Below are 22824 nucleotides of genomic sequence, written 5' to 3'. Positions count from 1 at the left end.
ATCGTATTCTACGTGTGAAGTATTAATTGTAATACCACGTGCTTTTTCTTCTGGTGCAGAGTCAATTGCTGCGTAGTCTTTCGCTTCACCGCCGTAAGTTTTTGCACAAATTGTTGCAATTGCAGCAGTTAAAGTTGTTTTACCATGGTCAACGTGACCAATTGTACCCACGTTTACGTGTGGCTTATTACGTTCAAACTTAGCCTTAGCCATGAGAGCTTCCTTTTTAAATTACTCATGCAGGATCGCTACATGAGCATTTGGTTTTTAACTATGAATTAGTTTGGGCTTATAGTAATCGAAAGATTACTCGTCGTCACCTTTTTTACCGCCAGACTGGAATTTAGAAATGATGCCTTCAGCCACGTTACGTGGAGTTTCAGCATATTTAGCAAATTCCATAGAGTATGTCGCACGACCTTGAGACATAGAACGCATTTGAGTCGCGTAACCAAACATCTCAGCAAGTGGAACTTCAGCACGAATGGCTTTAGTACCGCCAGGAAGATCATCCATACCTTGAACCATACCACGACGACGGTTTAAGTCACCCATGATATCGCCCATGTAGTCTTCTGGAGTTTCTACTTCAACTTTCATGATCGGTTCAAGCAAGATAGGATCTGCTTTCATGAAACCATCACGGAATGCGTAAGAACCTGCCATTTTGAACGATAATTCGTCAGAGTCGACATCATGGTAAGAACCATCGAATAATGTCGCTTTGATACCCACAACAGGGTAACCAGCCAATACACCATTCTTCATACGTTCTTGAATACCTTTGTCAACCGCACCAAAGAATTCTTTAGGTACAACACCACCAACAACTTCTTCAGCGAACTCGTATTCTTTACCAGCTTCAGGATCAAGCGGTTCTAAACGTACGTATACGTGACCGAATTTACCTTTACCACCAGTTTGACGAACGAATTTACCTTCTTGTTCAACAGACTTTTTGATCGTCTCACGGTAAGCAACCATTGGTTTACCAATGTTCGCTTCAACACCGAATTCACGCTTCATACGGTCAACGATGATGTCAAGGTGAAGCTCACCCATACCTGCAATAATGGTTTGGCCAGATTCTTCGTCTGTGCGAACACGGAACGATGGATCTTCTTTCGCCAAACGACCTAAAGCGATTGACATTTTTTCTTGGTCAGCTTTAGTTTTTGGCTCAACAGCAAGTGCAATTACTGGCTCTGGGAATTCCATACGCTCTAATGTAATGATATTTTTCTCATCACATAAAGTATCACCAGTTGTTACGTCTTTAAGACCTACACATGCAGCGATATCGCCTGCACGGATTTCTTCAACGTCTTGACGGTCATTTGCATGCATTTGCACGATACGACCAATACGCTCACGTTTAGATTTAACAGGGTTATAAACAGAATCACCTTGTTTAAGAACACCCGAGTAAACACGTACGAAAGTCAAGTTACCTACGAATTTGTCGTTCATGATTTTGAACGCCAACGCAGAGAACGGCGCTTCGTCAGATGCTTCACGAATCGCTTTAGTTTCAGCTTTATCGTCAAGTACACCTTCGATCGCTTTAACTTCTGTAGGCGATGGTAAGAATTCAATTACAGCATCCAACATACGTTGAACACCTTTGTTTTTGAACGCTGTACCACAAAGCATTGGTTGAATTTGACAAGCCAAAGTTTGAACACGAAGACCATTTACGATTTGCTCTTTCGTCAAATCGCCATTGTTCAAGTATTCATCCATTAACTCTTCAGAAGCTTCAGCAGCAGCTTCAACCATGTTAGTACGCCATTCTTCAGCAGAAGCTAAAAGTTCAGCAGGAATCTCACCGTATTCGAACTTCATACCTTGTGAAGCTTCATCCCAAATGATCGCTTTCATTTCGATCAAGTCGATTACGCCTTGGAAGTCTTCTTCAGCACCAATTGGAATAACGACTGGTACAGGATGCGCACCAAGACGAGTCTTCATTTGTTCAACAACACGGAAGAAGTTTGCACCAGTACGGTCCATCTTGTTCACGAATGCTAAACGAGGTACTTGGTATTTGTTCGCTTGACGCCATACAGTTTCAGACTGAGGTTGAACACCACCTACAGCACAGTAAACCATACATGCACCATCAAGAACACGCATAGAACGTTCAACTTCGATTGTGAAGTCTACGTGTCCCGGAGTATCAATTACGTTGATACGGTGTTCAGGGAACTGCTTACTCATACCTGACCAGAATGTAGTTGTCGCAGCAGAAGTGATTGTAATACCACGTTCTTGCTCTTGCTCCATCCAGTCCATTGTTGCTGCACCATCATGTACTTCACCAATTTTGTGAGATACACCTGTGTAGAACAAGATACGTTCAGTCGTTGTAGTTTTACCCGCATCAATATGTGCAGAAATACCAATGTTACGATAACGAGAAATTGGGGTTTGACGAGCCATGATTTCTTGCATTCCTAAATTTTGTTGTTTAAAACAGGACGCATCAATAACTTATTGATGCGTACGGATACTCAATACGAATTTAAGGACAACTTAAATTCCCGCAAATCCCCCACTAGAGTAGAGGGCGATGTTAAATCGTGCTGCAATACGCATGAGTATTCTCCTGATTAGGGACTGTTTTAGCCGCTTAGAAGCGGTAGTGAGAGAAGGCTTTGTTGGCTTCAGCCATACGATGCACATCTTCACGTTTTTTGATCGCTGCGCCTTTACCTTCAGCTGCATCAAGCAACTCACCAGCAAGACGTAAAGCCATAGTTTTTTCAGAACGCTTAGCAGCAGCATCTACTAACCAACGCATAGCTAAGGCAGTACGACGGGATGGGCGCACTTCCATAGGTACTTGATAAGTAGCACCACCAACACGGCGTGCTTTTACTTCAACCATAGGACGAACTTTTTCAAGAGTAGTCTCGAAAAATTCAACTGGGTCTACTTTGTTTTTTTCTTGAACGCGATCTAAAGCACCGTAAACGATACTTTCTGCAATCGATTTTTTACCATCTTGCATTACGTGGTTCATGAATTTAGCGATTGTTTGGCTACTGAACTTCGGATCCGGAAGGATTTCACGAGCAGCGACTACGCGACGTCTTGGCATTTTAAACTACCTATAAATATGACACTTCAGGTTTATCCAGCATGAGCACAAAGTGTCGTGTGCTATTCACTGGCCTTACTACACGTCGCTTGAATTTCACAAAATAAATGCAGAAATCAGACAAGCGAGACGATAAAGGATTGCGGTCTACAGTCTAAAAACTAATTCTTAACGAATTATTTCTTAGGACGTTTAGTACCGTATTTTGAACGAGACTGGTTACGATCTTTAACACCAGCACAGTCCAAAGAACCACGAACGGTATGGTAACGTACACCCGGTAAGTCTTTAACACGACCACCACGGATAAGAACAACACTGTGCTCTTGTAGGTTATGACCTTCACCACCGATATAGCTTGAAACTTCAAAGCCTGAAGTTAAGCGAACACGGCAAACTTTACGCATTGCTGAGTTAGGTTTTTTAGGTGTAGTTGTATAAACACGTGTACAAACACCACGGCGTTGTGGACAAGCCTTTAACGCAGGAACTTTTGATTTTTCAACCAAAGTCGTACGACCCTTACGGATCAACTGATTTGTTGTTGCCATATGGCAATTCTCCCGTTAATAAAAAGCCTCAAAAAAGTACCACTTTTTGAGGGCATGCAATTGTAAGCCAAGAAGTAAAAATGGTCAACATTCAACATGGCGTCAAATATTGACCACTCCAATTTTCAACTCAAGTTTTTAATCACTCTAGTCCGTATTATTTCCTGATTTATCAATCGCTTCATCATTTGGTTTTTCTGTTTTTGCTGTCGCCGCCTTAGGTTTTGCAGGTGTACGCTTTTTTGTTACAGTTTTTGCTGTAACTTGATTTTTCGCTTCAGGCTGTGTTGCTGTCGGCGCCGTCTTTTTGGGAGCAGTACGACGAGGCTTGGCTGGTATTGGTTTCACGTCGGCCTTTTCTTGCACATGCGTATCTGCAAGTGACTGAATACCTTGCTGAACTTCTTGTTCAATTTCTAACTTTTGTTCAGTTGCTGGTGCTTTTACTTTCACTTCGACTTGTTTAATGCTGTCATTCTCAGTCGCTGTTTGTACTGATTCACCCATTGAACTCAGCTCTGCATGAGGCTTTTGATGATGCCCTTGCTCAAGAGTTTCATTTAACAATAAAGGGCTGGCTTGAGATAACAATTCTACAGACTTCTCATAAGCTTCTAATGCGCTTATTTGTGCATTCGAATGTTGTAATAAATAATTTTGTGCACCTGAAAAAACAACTTCAGCTTGATCAGTTGCATCTTCAACCAACTTCCAACTGTAAACTGCACTTATTCCCATGGTTGCCAATGGCGTTAAACGAGAAAGTAAACCCAAGTGTGGTAGGTTATTCATCCAATTTAATTTAAATGAACCATCATCATTGGCGATCCACTTTTTAAGTAACTCAGTATCATTACTAGAACCTAAAAGTTGTTGTAACTGAGTCACATTGTGGGTTTCCATCACGCTCGTCAATGTACGAATTGCCGCCATCAAAGCTTGTTTTTCTGCAACTGAGCCTAAATCAATTTGCTTGAAAATATATTCAACGACTGCTTGATCTTGAATATTTAACTCAAAACCATGTGCTCGACCTGTTTGATAAATACTTCTTAAAGCGAGTGCAAGAGAAGTTGGAACATCAATCAGAGCCCCTACCCCTCCCACAGCACCTGTTAATGTGCCTTGGATCGCAGCAATAATTTTATTTTGATTGGCAATTGCGGTGCTAATTCGTTTTGACCGAGCAGGATCTTTGGCCAATTCAGCTAAATTCTTTGCACCAACTTCTTTTAATAAGGCTTCTGCTGAACTCCACTCGGAAACAAAATCATTCAATTTATCAAAAAGATAATCTGATAATTTATCGTTCAAATCGGGAGAAATAAAGGCAGCAACATTGTTAATCTTTTTATAATGCCTCCCTAACAACTTACCTGTGACATTGGGTAAATGCTCACGCATCATTTGTTGAGGATTCTCATATTTTTTCGATTCAAATGCAGTTTTCTCTTTGGCAAAGCCTTGAATCACTTTTTCATCTTGAGGATTTTGCACCAACTTGCTTACCGAACCTGGTGCAACATGATTGATCATTTCAAAACCTGTTTCACCGAGCTTTTTCGCCATACCTAAAGCGTTAGAGATCAAACCACCACGTTGTTTATTATTCGTATCAGACATAATCTTTTGCTCACCCATTTATATTTCTTTACAAGATAATCGGTATTGTTGCACTGGTTATCCACTGTAATCTGTTTTGATTCGTTAAAGAAGTAAAAATTTAAACCATTTACTGTAGTTCTTTGTGACACAATTTGTCGCAGCAGCGTAAATACTCACTTTGCATTTGTATTTTTATTCACTAAGATAAATTTAGATTTTAGTTTTTTGAATTTATTTAAAATGATAGAAAATATTCGTACACAGATAAAACAAACTTCTGAACAAAAATATCAAGCAGAACTTTCACGCTTAAAAGCACAAGATAAGCATAAGAAACCTGCTGGATGGCAGCTTTCTGCTTATGCAGTACGTACCTTTATTTTAGGTGATGCTCAATTAGAAATCCAAAAGAAATTTTATGGTGATGATGCACTGGTTGATCGTGCATTGGTGACGTTGATGGGAAATCAAGGCCTGATGCTTGTAGGTGAGCCAGGTACTGCAAAATCAATGTTATCCGAGTTATTTAGTGCTGCAATTTCAGCAAACTCTCAACTCACCATCCAAGGTACAGCTGGTACAACAGAAGACCATATTAAATACTCATGGAATTATGCTTTGCTTTTATCGGAAGGCCCGACAGATAAATCCTTAATCCCCTCGCCTTTATTCCACGCCATGAAGAATGGACAACTGGCACGCTTTGAAGAAATCACCCGTTGTCCACCTGAAATTCAAGATGTACTGGTCTCTTTACTTTCTGAAAAGCAAATGATGATTCCTGAAATGGGACAAGACTTTAGTTTGCAGGCAATGCAAGGCTTTAACATTATTGCCACAGCCAACTTAAGAGATCGTGGCGTACATGAAATGTCTGCAGCCCTCAAACGTCGTTTTAACTTTGAAACAGTCAAGCCAATCCGTGATCGTCAGTTTGAGGTTGAATTGGTCGGATTACAGCTAAAACAACAACTTGCTGACTTATATAGTGAAGTCCAAGTTCGCCCTGAGGTGATCGAACTTTTAGTCACGGTATTTAATGAATTCAGAACGGGGCAAAGCTTACAAGGTGCAAGCTTAAAAACACCTGATGCAGTCATGTCTACAGCCGAAGCTGTCAATATTGCACATGCAGCGAGTCTACAAGCGATTTATTTAAGTGATGGCAAATTAAAAGCAGATCATATTGCGCAACAGTTGATTGGCGTGGTTTTTAAAGATAATCCTGATGACGCCAAACGCATGCGATATTATCTTGACACAGTCGCCAAAGAACGCGCACGAAAAGATGCTGATTGGAAAGCTTTTTTTGATGCAAGTCGTGAGTTCTGATCATGCAACAACAGGCTGAAAATGATGTATTTGATGAAATGCCCGCACGATTAAAGCAGGCATTTCAACTTAAACAAAAGTTAGCAGAACAAAATATTTATTTTGCACCGATTCGCCACCACAGCCCTGTTTGCGCCTATGCTTTAAAAAAATATATTGAGGAAATACAACCCACCCATATTTTGATTGAAGCACCAACCAGCTTTGAATTTTTAATCGAAAGCCTACAAGATATAGAAACGCAACCACCTATTGCGATCTTTGCGCAAGCCCAACCTCTACATCAATCATCAAGTACCAAAACATCTTCAAAACAAAAAACCAAGCAAGATGATGAGGATGAAACCGAAACACTACCCGAACTATTTTCAGCTTATTTTCCATTTTGTGAATATTCCCCAGAATGGGTTGCGATTCAACAGGCTAAGAACATTCAAGCAAATGTTAAATTTATTGACTTAGCTTGGGCAAAACAAAGCGCATTGAAAACTGAACAAGCTGATTTGGATTGGCAACAAAAAAGCCTCTTGTCTGAGCGTTATTTTGCACATAGTCAGTATATTCAAGAACTGGCGTTGAAAATGCATTGTCGAAATCATGATGAACTTTGGGATCATTTGTTCGAACTGCAACAGACTGAATCTTTAGCTAAAGCTGATATTTTTTTTGATGAGGTTTTTGCTTGGTGTTCTTTAGCACGATTAGACTATGAAAAAGATGTACTGTTGCAAGAAGCGTCATTACACCGTGAAGATGTCATGTGGAATTGTATTCAGGATACGATTCACCCTGACCATACAGTTTTAGTGGTTACTGGCGGTTTTCACACCCTTGCATTGGTTGAAAACTTAGCTAACCCTCAAACAGCTGAACGTTTTATTGTCAAAGATCAAAAACAAAACTGGCAAGAACAGGCATGGTTGATTCGTTATAGCTTTGATCGTTTGGATGCTTTAAATGGTTATGCATCTGGTATGCCTTCACCTGCTTATTATCAACAAATTTGGCAGAATTTAAATCAAAACAACACTCAAACATCTGAACAAATTCAGCTCAATTTTTTCCAATATTTAAACGAGCTTTGTCATTTTCTTGCGCAAGAACAAGCCTTGGAAGTCACTCCTTATATTGCCTTAAAAAATACGGCTGAGTTGGCTTGGCAATTGGCAATGCTTCGAGGACATTATCAACCAAGTCGTTATGACCTATTAGATGCCTTGCAAACAGCTTTAATTAAAGGCGAGATTGAAGATGGTCAGCATCATTTGTTGAGCTGTATTTTCAAATTTTTAAGTGGTCAACAACTAGGGAAAGTCGCAAGCCACCAACATAGCCCTGCACTTCTACAGAATACCTATCAACAAGTTAAAGATTTTCGTTTTAATCTGAATGATACAATTCTACGCAATCGTAAACTGGATATTTACCGTAAGCCATTACATCAAAACATCAGCCAATATCTACATTTACTGGCGTTTGTTGATTGTCACTTTGCACAGCGTCTTTCAGGACCCGATTTTGTGCATGGCGCAAGTTTAGACTTGTTGTTTGAAGAATGGCGTTATGCATGGACACCAAGTGTCGAAGCTCGTTTGATTGAACTGGCTGAAATGGGCAATCAGCTGGAACAGATTGCACTGCTCAAAATCATTAAATTACAACAAGACAATGAACAAAATGGTCTTGGTCAATCTGCATATGAAACAGCAAAGTTGTTGGCTTTAGCCTGTCGTTTGGGCTTAAAACAGCATATACAATTACTCAATCAACAACTGGATGGTTATCTTGAAACAGATCAAAATCTGGCTTCTGTGATTGGTGCTGCTCAACAACTTTATTATTTATGGCATGCTCGGAAGTTATTGAATCTACCCGAACATGCTGTCGCACATCGTTTAAATTTTGCTGTTTATCAAGCCTGCTTTCTATTGGATCAATTGTATGATACGCATGAAGAAAAAATTGAAAGCAATTTAAAAAACCTCAAAACCTTACATGAATTGATTTTAAATCTAAAACAGCATGCAATTCCGTTCAATCATCCAACACTCGATACACAATATTTAGATTTATTAGATTTGATGTACGCACAGATTGATCTCAACCAAATCAATCTGTTTCATCTCAATCAGCTTAAAGGTGCAATTCATGTTTTACAATTTTTAGATCATCGAATTGAACAAAATCAATTACAACAGCAGCTTAAACTTGCCTTTGCAATCGGCAGTGAATCTGAAGAATCAGTGCAATATTTACATGGAATGTTCTTCATCGCACCTGAAATTTTTGTGCAATCAAAAGTTGCAATTGATGCGTTATACCAACTGGTTACCCATTGGTCAGAAGAGACTTTTATCCAAATCCTCCCTGATATGCGTTATATCTTCAGTCAACTTACCCCCAAACAAAGTAGCAAAGTGTCTAAAATCATTGCTCAAATGACAGGATTGGGGGATGACGCGATTTTAGATCAAGTGCTCAGCCATATGGGTGAAAAAGATCTATTACAAGGCGTTCAGCTTAATCAACAATTACGTAGATTATTTGAATATGACCATTTAGATCAATGGCTACTAGCAAGCTCACACGATAGCTATTCTAAATTTCAAACAAATCAACATATTCAAGATGCTCAGATTCTAAGCCCCCATTCTACCTCTCAAGGAGCAGATAATGAGTAAATTGCTTCCTGATCAAAACAATATTGAAAATAAAGATAGAGACAATGCCCCATCAACAGCACTTGATCAAATGGATCAAGCTCGGCGTTGGCGTTTAATGTTAGGTCGTTATGCCGATCAAAGCTTATCCGCAGCAACTTTGTCTGCTGACCAATTAAAGCTTGAACGCAATCTAGATTATTTATATCAAAATGAATATAAGCGCCGTGGTGTCGAACAAGCGAAAAATAGACATGGCGGCTTAGAGGCTTCGCAATTGAATGCGATCAATTGGCTCAATCAGAGTCGAAAGCTTTTTCCAAAATCGACATTTGAACGCATGCAAAAACAAGCGATTGAACGTTATCAATTGACAGAATTACTCAAAAACCCAGAGCATGTACGACAACTTGAACCGAATCCTGCAATCGCAAAGGCATTACTGAGTATGCGAGGTCGTTTAAGCAATGAGATGAAAGATGCAATTCGAGAGTTGATTCAAAAAGTCGTAGAAGAGTTGCTACAAAAAGTCCGTTCGCAATTTTTACAAGCCTTACAAGGTCGTCGAAATCGTTTTAAACGTTCACATATCAAACAAGCACAGAATTTTGACTGGAAAAAAACCATTCAAGCCAACCTCAAAAACTATCAGCCTGAATTACAAAAACTGATTATTCAAACCCCTTATTTTAATGCACGTGTCCAGAAACATTTGCCTTGGGAAATTGTGTTATGTGTTGACCAAAGTGGCTCAATGCTTGATTCAGTCATGTATGCCGCTGTTTGTGCGAGTATTTTGGCAGCACTGCCTGCGGTCCAGATCAGCCTTGTGTTATTTGATACGCAAATTGTGGATTTGAGTCATTTAGCACACGACCCTGTCGAAGTTTTATTGACCATACAATTGGGCGGTGGAACCAATATCGGACAAGCCTTGCAATATTGTCAAAGCAAAATCAAACAACCGAATCGTAGTATTTTGGTTTTAATCAGTGACTTTGAAGAAGGTGCATCCGTTCAACACATGTTGAATATAACCAGTCAGCTCAACCAACAAGGCTGCAAACTTTTAGGTCTTGCTGCACTGGATCAAACTGCAAATCCTGTCTATGACATGAATATGGCACAAAAACTTCAACAACGTGGCATGCAAATCGCTGCCATGACACCAGAACATTTGGCGACATGGTTTGCAGAGGTGATGCAATGAGTTGGCAAATTTATACGCAATATGATGAAGATAGCCTCACCATGCACAGCAATGCAGGCTTATTAAGACGAGCACGCAAAGCGTTGGCAGAAGTTGAATTGCTATCACAAAGTACGACTGAGTTATTGTTTAAAGTTGAAGAATGCGAAGTTAAATTGCCCAGTGAAGGGATTACAAAAGCCTCTTGTAACTGTTCTGCACAAGGTAGCTGTAAGCATATTTTAAGCAGTATTTTATGGATTCAGGACAATACAGCTGTTTTTAGTGAATCCGTCAAACAAACTGAAAATATCGAGCAAACAACGACTCAACACAAACCCGAAGATCAAAATTCAAATATTTCAGCACCACAAGTTATTGAAAATACAAAAAATGCTTTAGATGTTGTTTTAGAATTTGATCATCTCAAAATACAAAAAAAAGCGGGAAAAGCTAATGTTCGTCTTGCTTATGAACTGGTGCAAAATTGGCAAACCAATCAAACGCTTTGTACAGTTGATATTCAAGCTGAAAAAATTAGTTTTCAAACGGATTTAAGTCCCAATAAAGTCCTACTCTACCCTACAACCGGTTTTGAAGGCATGCTTTCGGACATTCCTGATAAACAAAAAATAGCGGGGCATTTGGCTTGTATTGCTTATTTATGGCTTAAACATCGTCCTGAAACATGGCAATGGGCAATTGATACAACACAACACGAACAGCGTTCAGAACATCAACTTTCTTCTGATGATTTTGAATTTATTGAAGAATTAAAAGTCATTTGTCAAAACTTTATTCAACAAGGACTTTCGCACCTTGCTAAAGAATCTGTGATGGCATTACACATTTATAATATGCAAGCACGTGCGCAAAGTTTGCCACGACTTGGAAGTGTATTACGTACTTTACATGGCACGATGAAGCAGTTTTTAGAAAATAACGTCCAAGTTGAAGAACAACAAATCTTTAATCAAATTGCATATTTATACGCGTATTTAGTGGCATTGTCTGAAGTTCAACGCCTAGCCCCTGAACTGCAAACCAAAGCACTGACAAAATTACGTGGTTCAGTTCAGCGTGATTATCAACAGGAAACCGTTGAGCATTTGATTCCGCTAGGTTGTGAATGGTGGAGTACCGAAAGTGGTGCACATGGGTTAACCGTATGTTTTTGGGATAGCCAGCAAAATCAGCTCAAAGAAGTCACCCAAGCACGTGCCAATCATTTAGATCGTACTTTTGATATGCATAGCGCAGCTGCCACAGGAATTTGGGGAAGTTCTCTAAGTTATGTGTTACAACATCAACTTGAATTGATCGATGCGAAAGCCAGTTCTGAGACCTCATTCAGTGCAACTAGTGAGACTCGTTTTATACAGAAAGGTTTAGTCAGTGATCTTAAAAAAGCTGATCTCGATCAATTAAATATCGGCGTTTCTAAATGGCACGACTTACAAACGTTGATTACACCGCACTCTAGTTTAGAGCCACCCAAATCTCGTTATGTATTACTACGTCATAAAAGTATTTCAGCGCCTGATTTAAATGAATTTGAGCAAAGTTTTGAATATCGTGTGGTTGATGAGCAAGGTATCGCTGTTAAATTATCCTTACCCATTGAACCCGAGTATCGTGCACGTATCAAACATTTAACTCAGTTGATTCAAAACGATCAAATTGTCGCAAGTTTAGTCCGAATTGATACCACAACCAAAGCGATTCAATTGATTCCATGCAGTGTGTTTTTAGACACAGCAAAAGGCCTAAAAATATTTAGTTTGGACTATGATTATCCAATACAAAAGAAAAGTAGCTTAGCTGAATTAATCACAGGTCGTTTTGAAAAACTTTTAGCCGAAAAGAAACAGTGGAAAAACCATCAAAACTATTCCGCAATTGATGTTTTGGTCATCGAAATTCAGACACTTTTAGAGTTTTATGCCAATACAGGTCGCGCTGTGCTTGATCAGGTGGATTTAGATAAAATCCAAAATATTGCACAACAGTTTTCAGATTTAGGTCTTGATTTTGTTGCCCATAGTTTAAGGTTCAATCTTACTCAAAATAACCTAGCAATTCATTTACTCAAATGGCGACACGTTTTATTACAACTACAACGTTTAAATCAACGGATAATTTTAGAAGGTCAAACTATGTCGTGATAGATTATTTTCGACATTTAAATCTGTTTAAGTTTCTCTATAATTTTGATGAATAACCAAGTGAAATTTCAAATCTAATATTTAAGTCATGGCATTTTGTCACTTTAGGAAATCATTATGTTCAATCAATTATTTTCAAAAATTGAATCTCTATTTTCCAAATCAGAGAATAAAGAAACATCTAAAACAATAGAAACAAAAACGCAAGCAGGCGCTAACCAATATAATGAAGACTTTCAAAAAAAAGTCGAAGCACTCTATAAAATATTTTTACCCTTGACCGAAATTGAACAAGACTTACACAAGGAGGTTTTGGCGTTTATTGTTGAAGGTGACAACCCGAATGTGTTACTTAAATTAAATAACTTACCCGATGAAAAAGCACTCCTTCTTTTAGGAAAACCAGGTACATATGGCTGGTATTGGGGCAACATCCAACTCGATAAAAAGCAAAATAAGCTTGCGAATAACTCAGTACAAGCGCGCCGCCAATTTTATGGAAAATTATTTGAATATTTAGATGCTGCACAAATCATTCGCTTTGCAAAAGTTTTGGAAGCGGCAACACAACAAAGAAACTTTAAAAATGTGTATGAAAAAATTCCTGCATGGTTTATTTATCTGACGATCGATATTTACATTGTCATGTTTGAAAATAGAAAATTTAGTGAAGCAGATCCAGCCAAAGAGATTAAAAATAATTTATCACTTGAACAGTTTAGACAATTACTTGAATACGACCAAGAAGGATTGGGTGAAGAGTTATTAGCATATTTATTTGAGCGTAAACAGATAGATAGTTATCACCGTGCTGACTTCCATCGCATTTTGGAAATCAAAGATTGTCAGGAATATATAAGGGGTCGCCTTGACCAATTAAGGGAAGTCATTCCTACACTTTCAGTCGCTGGACAAGAAACTTTCTTGGAATATATTGCTGAAAAGAAAGATTTATTGATTCGAATCCCCGATTTAATCGTAAAACTGGCTGTGGGTAAATCTAAAACGATTCGTACATTAGCCACCAGCTTACTTGCTCAATTAGATCTCAATGATAATCAAAAATATTTAGGTGAATTCTTACGTGATGGGTCAAGTCAAGAGCGTGGGTTTTCAGCAGATTTATTGGCGCGTTTAGGTGCAGAGAATTTAACGATTTTAGAGCAGGCTTTAGCTCAAGAAAAACAAAAGTCTGTACAACAAAATCTACTCATGGCGATTCAAAGACTTCAATCCGTTGATTCAGCAGATCAAATACAACACTTTGATATTCCTGAAAGAGCCCCACTGATTGTAAGCAAAATTCCACAAAGCTTCACACAAGATGTTTTAGACAATTATAAAGAGTTGCTTGAAAAAGCAGAACAAGCCGTTGTAGATGAAATTGAATATAACAAAAACGAACCTCAGTACAAACGTAACTGGGCAAAAGATGGATTAAAACAACTGAAAGAAATCAAAGAAAGTACCCTTTTAGCGACTGTCGATGCGCTGAATGACGATAAACCGATGATCAAGTATCATCGTTATGAAAATATTATTACCTATAAAAATAAATATAAAAAATATCCTGAATTTTCCATCGTACATGCAGCACGTCTACTCAGTTACCAAAATCGAGATTGGATATATTGGGCCAATTTATTTGACATGCTCAACCCTGCGGAATATAGCAAATATGAATTACGAGATTTGGTTCAAGCCTTAGAAATTGCGAAATTTACTGAGCCAAAACGTAAAGTTGCTAAAGGCGTTTTAATGGGTTCTTCTTATTATTCAAGTCTAACTGAATATATCAATGATCCTGAAAAGATTTGGCCGTTCTTTGCTGAAAATACGGACTTTCTGACGGAAGCACTTGGGCTTTCGCCATCTTTGGAGAAAAATCAATATCAAGCATTTAATGCCTCAGATGCGATCTATGTTTTAAAGTGCTTCCCTACTATTCCAAGTCAATTTATTCCACGTTTACTCGAATTTGCTTTGGGTGAAAATAAACGTCTGCGTTTTGATGCACAGCAAGCATTGCAAAACATTCCAAATATTCAGCAACGGGCGATCGAAGCCCTTGAATCAGGCAAACAAGAAATTCGAATTACAGCAATCGAATGGCTTGCTCGTTTGCAACATCCAGAAGCCATTAAACCACTGAATGCACTATTGAAAAAAGAGAAAAAAGAAGTGGTTCGCGCAGCATTACTCACTGCACTGGAAAAATTAGGTGAAGATATTAGTGCTTATCTCAAACCTGCTGTTTTACTCAAAGAGGCAGAGCAAGGGTTAAAAGGTAAACTTTCTGCAAGCTTTACATGGTTCGATTTTAAAACCTTACCGAAAGCAACATGGCAAGATGGCAGCAATGTCGATCCTGACATTATTCAATGGTGGGTTGTTTTAGCCGAAAAACTTAAAGAACCCAAAGCCAATGAATTGTTACAACGTTACATCGGCTTGCTTGATGCAAAAAGTCAACAGCTCATCGCTAACCATCTATTACAAAGCTTTATTCACCAAGACACTTTAAGCCCAAGTTTAGATGAAGCGGCGGCTTATGCCACTAAAGAAGCACCCGCTCGATTTAACAATTATCGTGATATGTATAAACGTTATGGTGAAAAATACCCTGAATATTACGGAAGATATGGCACGATTAGTTTAGAAGAAGTCATTGAAGAAATTAAACGTGAACAATTGGCAATTTACTTAGGTTCTGCAATTAAGAGCAAAGGTATGCTGGCTTTGACTGTCCATGCACAAGGAGGTTTTGCCGTCAAACTCCTGCAAAACTACATGAAACAGCACTACACCCGCCGTTCACAAATTGAAGCCATGATCAGCGCATTATCACTCAGCAATGATCCGCTAATTATTCAGCTTTTGCTGTCTTTATCACGCCGTTACAGAACTGCATCCGTTCAAACTTTGGCAAATATTTTAGTTTCTGAAATTGCAGAACGGAATCAATGGAGTAGTGATGAACTGGCAGATCGTACTATTCCGACCGCAGGTTTGGATGAAAATGCTGTCCTGAATTTGCAATATGGTTCTCGCCAATTTACAGCAATTGTAGATGACAAAGATAAATTTATTCTGAGAAATGAAGAAGGTAAGGAAATCAAAGCGCTGCCTGCTGCACGTCAAAATGATGACGAAAGCTTAATTAAAGAAGCCAAAGCCTTATTCAGCACCAGTAAAAAAGAGTTTAAACAAGTTATTGATATGCAAACAGGTCGCTTATACGAAGCGATGTGTAGTGAACGCCAATGGAATGTTGCTGAATGGCAAGAATATATTTTTGAACATCCCATTATGAAACGTTTAATTCAGCGTTTGGTTTGGTTAGAAATCAAAACCAATGGTGAGAAAGTCAGCTTTAGACCGAGTGACGATGGTGCTTTACTCAATCTTGAAGATGATGAAATTGAACTGAGTGTTGATAGTAAAATTCAAATTTCACATGCCGTATTAGTTGGTGAAGATGAAGCCAAAGCTTGGATTACACATTTTAAAGACTATAAGCTGAAATTCTTGTTTGAACAGATGACACATCATGTGCCTAAGCTGGAAAATGACAATATCACTGAAATTAACGATCGCAAAGGCTGGTTAACCGATACCTTCACCTTACGTGGTGTAATGACCAAACTTGGTTACCAACGTGCCAGTATTGAAGATGGTGGATCATTTGATCGCTATACCAAGCCCTTTAAACAATTGGGAATTGATGTAGAAATCACTTTTAGTGGTAGCTATGTACCAGAGGAAAATATCCCTGCTGTACTCTATGAATTGGCATTTTCCAAAAAAGGCAGCCGCTCTTGGAACAGTCATGACCTGCCTTTAAAAGAAATTCCACCTATTTTACTGGCTGAAAGTTATGCCGATTATTTAAAAATAGCTGACTCAACCCATGGTTTTGACCCTGACTGGGAAAAGAAAACACCTTGGTAAAATCTTGTAAAGTGTCCGTCCTTTTTAGCCGTTGACTTGCAATAACCATCTATAATGCATAAGCGTTATGGATGGTTTTGCCTAATTTTAGCTAAAAAAATAGCTCAAATATGCGTTTTAAAATAAGCAATAAAACTAAGTATGACCATGCTTTACACTCAGTTTGATACAAATTTCAGTTGAATGAAAGTTGAGTGACGAATCAGTATCTTTCGCCATTGCGATAGAAAACTAAAAACGTTTAAATGACTCCATTGTATCCCTATTTATAAATAAAGGACTTTGCATGAACCGTCGTGTTGTAATTACGGGTATGGGTATTAATTCGTGTATCGGTAATTCCCTAGCAGATGTAACACATTCTTTGCAAAATGGTATTTCTGGAACTCGCCATAATCCTACTTATGAAGAATTGAATTTCAAAAGCCATGTCAGTGCGGCAGCTGAACAAGATTTTGATGGCATCGACCGTAAATTAAAACGCTTCATGGGCGTTTGTGCCATGTATGCCTACAATGCTGCCTTGGCTGCAGTTGAAAATGCAGGTTTAACACCTGAGCAAATCGGTGGCAATCCTCGTTATGGTATTGCAGGTGGTTCAGGTGGTAACTCAACAGCCTCTGTTGCTGAAATGGTCAAATTACTAGAAGAAAAAGGCGCACGTAAAATTGGTCCTTTCTTCGTCCCACGTAATATGTCAAATACGATTACGGCAAACGTTGGTGTTGCATTCAAAATGCAAGGTATCGCACATTCAATTACCAGTGCGTGTGCTACCTCTGCCGATGCGATTGGTTATGCATATAACCTGATTCAATTGGGTAAACAAGATTTAATGCTTGCGGGTGGTGGTGAAGAAGATCACTGGTCACAAAGCTTATTGTTTGATGCAATGGGTGCATTATGTTCAAAATACAATGACACACCTGAAACGGCATCACGTCCTTATTCAGCAGACCGTGATGGTTTTGTCATCGCTGGTGGTGGTGGTTTTGTGGTTCTTGAATCACTTGAACATGCTCAAGCACGTGGTGCAAATATCCTTGCTGAAGTTGTTGCATATGCAGCTAACTCTGACGGCGCAGACATGGTTGCACCATCAGGTGAAGGGGCAACACGCTGTATCTTGATGGCTTTAGAAGAAGCAAAACAACATGGTGTAGAGACGATCGATTATGTCAACACACATGGCACCTCAACTCCTGCGGGTGACATCACAGAGCTTAAAGCAATGGAACGTGCTTTCGGTGAAGGTAACGTCCCTGCGTTCAGCTCAACCAAGTCAATGACAGGTCACAGCTTAGGTGCAGCAGGCGTTCAAGAAGCAATCTATTCTGTATTAATGATGCAAAATGACTTTATTGCACCGAACATCAACGTCACTGAATTGGACGAAGGCGCAAAAGGTTTTGATATTGTACTTGAAAAACGTGACGCAAAATTGAATACTGTGATGAGTAACAGTTTCGGTTTTGGCGGTGTAAATGCTTGTCTTATTTTCAAAAAATGGGAAGGCTAAGCTGAGAAATATTGATCATTCAAAGATCATTTTGAATGATCAATTTCAAACACACTGCCCTTAAAAGGGTAAATTGATGGATGCTCCTTCTGAAGCTTTCCTTTGGGTAAAAGCTTTACATATTATCGCCGTAGTGTGTTGGTTCGCTGCTTTATTTTATTTACCACGTTTATATGTTTACCATGCAATGAGTGATGATGCGATTAGTCATCAACGCTTTGAAATTATGGAACGTAAGTTATATCGTGGGATTATGTGGCCTGCAATGATCGCAACGCTGATTACGGCACACTTCTTGGTCGATTGGGGCGATGCAAAGTATCATTACCATGAAGCTGTATGGTTTTATCTAAAAGTAGGTTTAGTTGGACTATTGGTGATTTATCACTTTGTTTGTGGCTATTATCGCAAAAAGCTGATTGGCAATGCCCATTATAAATCACATAAATTTTGGCGTGTTTTTAATGAAATGCCGACCTTAATTTTACTTGCTGTGATTATTTTAGTTGTGGTTAAACCAACCTTCTAATCCATGCATTAAAAAAACCTCCTAGATGGAGGTTTTTTTATGTCTTCAACTTTTTGAATAAAGATAAATACAACTATCCTGCTGTGACCGTTTATTGAGTTGTTGGCGGTTCTTAAATGGATTTTCTACACAAAGCTGATTTCTATTTCGAATAAAAACATAGCCCGCTTTACTTTTATTAGCGATTGCTACATCTAAATTTTGCTTTGAATTAATGATATTAAACACCTGAATTTTATTATCTAAAAGTCTTGGTTGTAAAATCTCTTGCGCCCAATCATAACCACCAACCTGATTCAGAATATTACCAATATTATTACGCAGCGCCCATTTCTTTTGTTTAGGTAATTCAATCTGATTAATTTTCACACTAAATTTTGAATACGGTAATTTTGAAACTTCGATATAAGGCTGATAATTTAAATAAGCTTGATTCATCGACTGATTAAAATCAAAGGCAAAAGGGGTATAAATTTTTCCCCATAATTTAGCCAAGCCTGCAGTCTGATCACTTGCTCGTTTTAGGCGATCATCTATATTTTTAAAAACATAATAATTATTACGCATTTCATAAGCAGCTTGTTTCTCAGAGCTTAACTGTTCAGCATTCAATTGAGGCAATTGAATTTGTTTAGATTGGTGCTGTGCCAAAATATTGAGCACATCAATCGCTTGATTGACCTGAACAATAATCAAAGCTTTATCCACACTATTTAAATTATGATTTAAGCGATCAAGTTTTAGATGAATATATGCCAATACATTATCCGTACTTCCCTTCAAATATAGATTGGCAAGAAATAATATATGCGTATCGAAATATAAAGTATAAGGTGAATTTGCTGTTGGTGTTTGAATCAATGCCTGATAATTCGGTTGATGAATCAATTGTTGATAACGATCTAATAAAAATTGTTTTTGACCAAGCAAAGCATTTATAGCTGTTTTATTTTCATTCCAGAAAGATGTTTCAGTATAATCTGCCGAATTCAAATGATCTTGAATTTCAGCAATCAGCTTTTTATCTTCTTTACTCCAGAAAATTTTATAATCAATTTGTTGGGCTGTTATTGCTGAGAAATTTTGACTATTTTTCTGCGCATCTGGATTGGCTAAATACAACTTCCAATCTAAATCATAGCGCTCTTTTCCTAATACTGACGGATTAACATCTGCTAATGCATCAAATCCATTGGCATAAAAAAATGCCGTTTGTTGTATATTGGGATCATATGCTGGAACAAGTTTTAAAATATTTACAACTTCTTGATTTAACTTAACCTCTTTTTGTAACCATACAACATAAGCGCCGCCAAAAATAAAACAAAAGACCAGCATTCCCAAAACAATTTTTTTTAACACATTGTCATCCTAATCATTTTATATTTTTCAATTTTGTATAAAGCACACAATATAGCACAATTGAAAGCGTTGCTTTAATCGCTCTAGCCGGTAAAACGATTGCGAATCTTCTTATTCAACGGTGTTGAATAATACCTCTCAATCGCCCAACTCAGAATAAAAACACCAATAAAATAAATAGGTAATAACATTAATTTTTCGATGGGCAAGCTTGCTTTAGGCAAATAAACAACCTTAAACAAACCTAAAATAATCAAATGAAATAAGTACATTTCATAACTACGCTGACCAATCCATAGCATAGCTTTTGAGAAAATAGAGGCTGATTCAGTGCGTGGATTCTGTGCAAAACAGAAAATCAAAATCGCAGATAATATTGCAAAAAGACTAATCCCCCAAATGCTCACTTCTTTAATTGGTGCATACAAATACAATGTAATCATTAAAATAGAAACTATGGGAATGACCAATTTAGGGAACTGGATTTTCTCATGCAGATTCTGAGCAATCAAAGCGGTTAAGCAACCGATTGCAATTCCATCAAAACTGGAAAAATAATGGTATAGATAAGCGCCACTTGCTTCCCCAAAGTGTAAGGCACGAAAATACGGTGCATAAACAATGATAGCGAGCAGAAATGCAATCAAACCTTTGCCTCGACCAAGTGTTAAACACAGAATCGGAAAGGCCAAATAGAAGACTTCCTCAACAGACAATGACCATAAAACCCCAAGTGCATAATTAACCCAGCCATTTTCAATGATCAATATATTCATCCAAAATGTAAAAGCAGAAAAAACAGTTAATCCATAAGAGACTTCAATACCATTCGGTGCTTGATTCATAAATGGTTTAAGCCCGATTGCACCTAGTATTGTGACCATAGCAATCAGTAATACTAAGCACGGCATAATTCGAGCAACACGGCGAATATAAAAATCTTTGAGATTGATTTGAGCTAGAGAATGACTGCGTTGTAATGTATGTTGTGTGATTAAGAAACCTGAAATAACAAAGAACATGGTCACACCATAATTGCCATTGCGAGCAATTAAACTACTTAGACTTTCACCAAAGATTGATATACCCAAAACGGTGTCATGTAATTGATAAGGAATATTAAAATGATGGATCAAAACCAAAAGGATCAAAATTCCACGCAGTACATCAATTTTATTATTTCTCATAGCACGCTTATTCATTTTGGATGCTGCTATTAAAATAGATTTTTATATTTATTTCACTATGAATTCAGTATTTTAATTTGATCATATTGTTAAATCGTATTCAGGAGATGCCCTAAAGTTCATCTCCTGATTATTGGAATCATTACAGCTTTTGATTACGTTTTTTCATACGAGGTTTATATAAAACTTGATAGGTAATCGCTAAAATAATCAACCATAACGGACTAATCATTAACGCTTTTAAAGTATCAGGCTCTAAACTCAAAATCACCAGTGTAAACGCTAAAAAGACCAAAACAACATAAGACATCCAAACACCACCTGGCATTTTAAATGTCGATTTTTCATGTAGTTGAGGTGTCAATTTTCTGTAGCGGATATAGCAAACCATGATAATACTCCAAATGCTAATAAATAAAATCACGCATAAAGAACTTGCCAAAGTAAAAGCTTCAACCGTATTTGGAACAAAGTATTGTAATGCAGCACCTGCCATAATAAAGCCACATGAAAATAGCAAACCTTTCGCAGGAACCGCACGTTTAGAAAGCTCTGCTAATTTCTCAGGCGCTTGCCCTTCTTTAGCCAAACCGAACAACATACGACTGGTTGAGAACACACCACTATTCATTGACGACATTACCGAAGATAACACCACCAAATTCATGATAACCGCAGCACCACCGATTCCTGCATGTAAGAATAACGAAACGAATGGGCTTTGATCTGCTGGAATTTCTGTCCACGGTGTAACTGACATCACAATAAACAATGCCAATACATAGAACAAAATGATACGTGTAGGGATCGCATTCACCGCTTTCGGTAAATTCTTTTCAGGGTCTTTGGTTTCAGCAGCCATCGTACCGATCAACTCTACCCCAACAAAGGCAAATAAAGCGATTTGGAAACCAGCTAAGAACCCAGTGACACCTTTAGGGAACATTCCACCATGCGACCAGACATTACTAAAGCTTGCAACTGAACCACTTGGTGCTTGGAAATGACTAAAGACCATATAGCCACCAATTAAAATCAAGCCAATAATGGCCAAAATTTTAATCAACGCAAACCAGAACTCAATTTCACCAAACAATTTAACCGTTAATAAGTTAATGCCTAAGACCAATAACACACAGGCGGCACTGATCAGTGCTTGTCCTGTCGGTGTAAAGGCCATCCCTTCTGGAAGCCAAAAATTGAGATAGTTAATAATAGCAGCTAAGTCAGCAATACCGACCAGAATCCAGCCGAGCCAATATGACCAACCAATATAGTAACCAGCAGCAGGACCGATCAGGTCATGTGCCATATCGATAAAAGATTTGTAGTGGAGATTTGAAAGTAAAATTTCGCCCAATGCACGCATGAGGAAAAAGAACATCGCACCGATAATCATGTAAATGATTAAAATAGAAGGACCTGCGAGGGAGATTGTTTTCCCAGATCCCATAAATAAACCTGTACCAATCGCACCACCAATTGCAATCAGCTGCAAATGACGATTCGATAATTTTCTTTGCAGCTCATGTGGCGACGATTGTGCGTCATCTGAATGGCTTGAAGTTGTCATAAAAATATCCTTTTTGACATTTTCTTGGAGGTCAAACTCGCTTTTGGCGTCAGAACATCCTCGTTCTATCGTTCTTCCTGTTACCATCTGAACCACAC

General features: G+C 38.3%; 15 protein-coding genes. 7 read left to right on the top strand and 8 right to left on the bottom strand.

Annotated features, from left to right (window positions below):
* The 5 genes from D7V20_RS12010 to D7V20_RS11990 all read right to left on the bottom strand — a co-directional run.
* The coding region (locus D7V20_RS12010; protein WP_227515670.1) for a GTP-binding protein at nt 1-213 on the bottom strand (213 nt) is incomplete at its 3' end.
* Between the two features lie 93 nt (nt 214-306).
* Nucleotides 307-2442: an elongation factor G gene (fusA, locus tag D7V20_RS12005; RefSeq protein ID WP_120384490.1), complete on the bottom strand. Its 2136-nt coding sequence runs from the start codon at nt 2440-2442 to the stop codon at nt 307-309.
* Nucleotides 2443-2632: 190 nt separating this feature from the next.
* Nucleotides 2633-3103 (bottom strand): 30S ribosomal protein S7, encoded by a 471-nt coding sequence (gene rpsG, locus D7V20_RS12000; protein ID WP_004655203.1) that lies wholly within the window; start codon nt 3101-3103, stop codon nt 2633-2635.
* A gap of 176 nt (nt 3104-3279) precedes the next feature.
* On the bottom strand, nt 3280-3654 hold the full coding sequence (rpsL, locus tag D7V20_RS11995) for a 30S ribosomal protein S12 (protein WP_002050319.1): 375 nt from the start codon (nt 3652-3654) through the stop codon (nt 3280-3282).
* Nucleotides 3655-3801: 147 nt separating this feature from the next.
* Complete coding sequence (locus D7V20_RS11990; protein ID WP_120384495.1) at nt 3802-5277, bottom strand: EcsC family protein; 1476 nt, start codon at nt 5275-5277, stop codon at nt 3802-3804.
* 222 nt (nt 5278-5499) lie between these two features.
* Between D7V20_RS11990 and D7V20_RS11985 the strand changes: the two genes are divergently transcribed.
* The 7 genes from D7V20_RS11985 to hemJ all read left to right on the top strand — a co-directional run bounded on the left by D7V20_RS11985 (nt 5500) and on the right by hemJ (nt 18604).
* Nucleotides 5500-6591 (top strand): AAA family ATPase, encoded by a 1092-nt coding sequence (locus tag D7V20_RS11985; RefSeq protein WP_120384489.1) that lies wholly within the window; start codon nt 5500-5502, stop codon nt 6589-6591.
* Between the two features lie 2 nt (nt 6592-6593).
* On the top strand, nt 6594-9272 hold the full coding sequence (locus tag D7V20_RS11980) for a DUF5682 family protein (RefSeq protein ID WP_120384488.1): 2679 nt from the start codon (nt 6594-6596) through the stop codon (nt 9270-9272).
* Nucleotides 9265-10461 (top strand): VWA domain-containing protein, encoded by a 1197-nt coding sequence (locus tag D7V20_RS11975; protein ID WP_120384487.1) that lies wholly within the window; start codon nt 9265-9267, stop codon nt 10459-10461. The genes D7V20_RS11980 and D7V20_RS11975 overlap by 8 nt, the downstream gene beginning before the upstream one ends.
* Nucleotides 10458-12605: a hypothetical protein gene (locus D7V20_RS11970; protein WP_120384486.1), complete on the top strand. Its 2148-nt coding sequence runs from the start codon at nt 10458-10460 to the stop codon at nt 12603-12605. Before D7V20_RS11975 ends, D7V20_RS11970 begins: the two co-directional genes overlap by 4 nt.
* 117 nt (nt 12606-12722) lie before the next feature.
* Nucleotides 12723-16556 carry a DUF4132 domain-containing protein gene (locus tag D7V20_RS11965; protein WP_120384485.1) on the top strand — a complete coding sequence of 1278 codons (3834 nt, stop codon included), beginning with the start codon at nt 12723-12725 and terminating at the stop codon, nt 16554-16556.
* A 286-nt stretch (nt 16557-16842) separates the two neighbouring features.
* The gene (locus D7V20_RS11960; RefSeq protein ID WP_120384484.1) at nt 16843-18075 is read left to right on the top strand and encodes a beta-ketoacyl synthase N-terminal-like domain-containing protein; all 1233 of its coding nucleotides are present in this window, start codon (nt 16843-16845) and stop codon (nt 18073-18075) included.
* A 76-nt stretch (nt 18076-18151) separates the two neighbouring features.
* Entirely contained in the window at nt 18152-18604 is a 453-nt protein-coding gene (gene hemJ / locus D7V20_RS11955) for a protoporphyrinogen oxidase HemJ (RefSeq protein ID WP_120384483.1), read from the top strand.
* 45 nt (nt 18605-18649) lie between these two features.
* On the opposite strand, the gene D7V20_RS11950 is transcribed toward hemJ, so the two are convergent.
* From D7V20_RS11950 to D7V20_RS11940, 3 genes are all read right to left on the bottom strand, one after another.
* The gene (locus D7V20_RS11950; protein WP_120384482.1) at nt 18650-19966 is read right to left on the bottom strand and encodes a hypothetical protein; all 1317 of its coding nucleotides are present in this window, start codon (nt 19964-19966) and stop codon (nt 18650-18652) included.
* 83 nt (nt 19967-20049) lie between these two features.
* Nucleotides 20050-21153, bottom strand: a complete 1104-nt coding sequence (locus tag D7V20_RS11945) for an acyltransferase family protein (protein ID WP_120384494.1) — start codon at nt 21151-21153, stop codon at nt 20050-20052.
* Nucleotides 21154-21295: 142 nt separating this feature from the next.
* A complete protein-coding gene (locus D7V20_RS11940) occupies nt 21296-22726 on the bottom strand; it encodes an amino acid permease (RefSeq protein WP_120384481.1) in 1431 nt (476 codons plus the stop codon).
* Nucleotides 22727-22824 lie beyond the last annotated feature (98 nt).

Origin of the sequence: Acinetobacter rongchengensis (assembly GCF_003611475.1) — a bacterium.
Taxonomy (GTDB): Bacteria; Pseudomonadota; Gammaproteobacteria; order Pseudomonadales; family Moraxellaceae; genus Acinetobacter; species Acinetobacter rongchengensis.
Note: the sequence above shows the minus strand (reverse complement) of the source record. Positions and strands in the feature narration are given on the sequence as shown.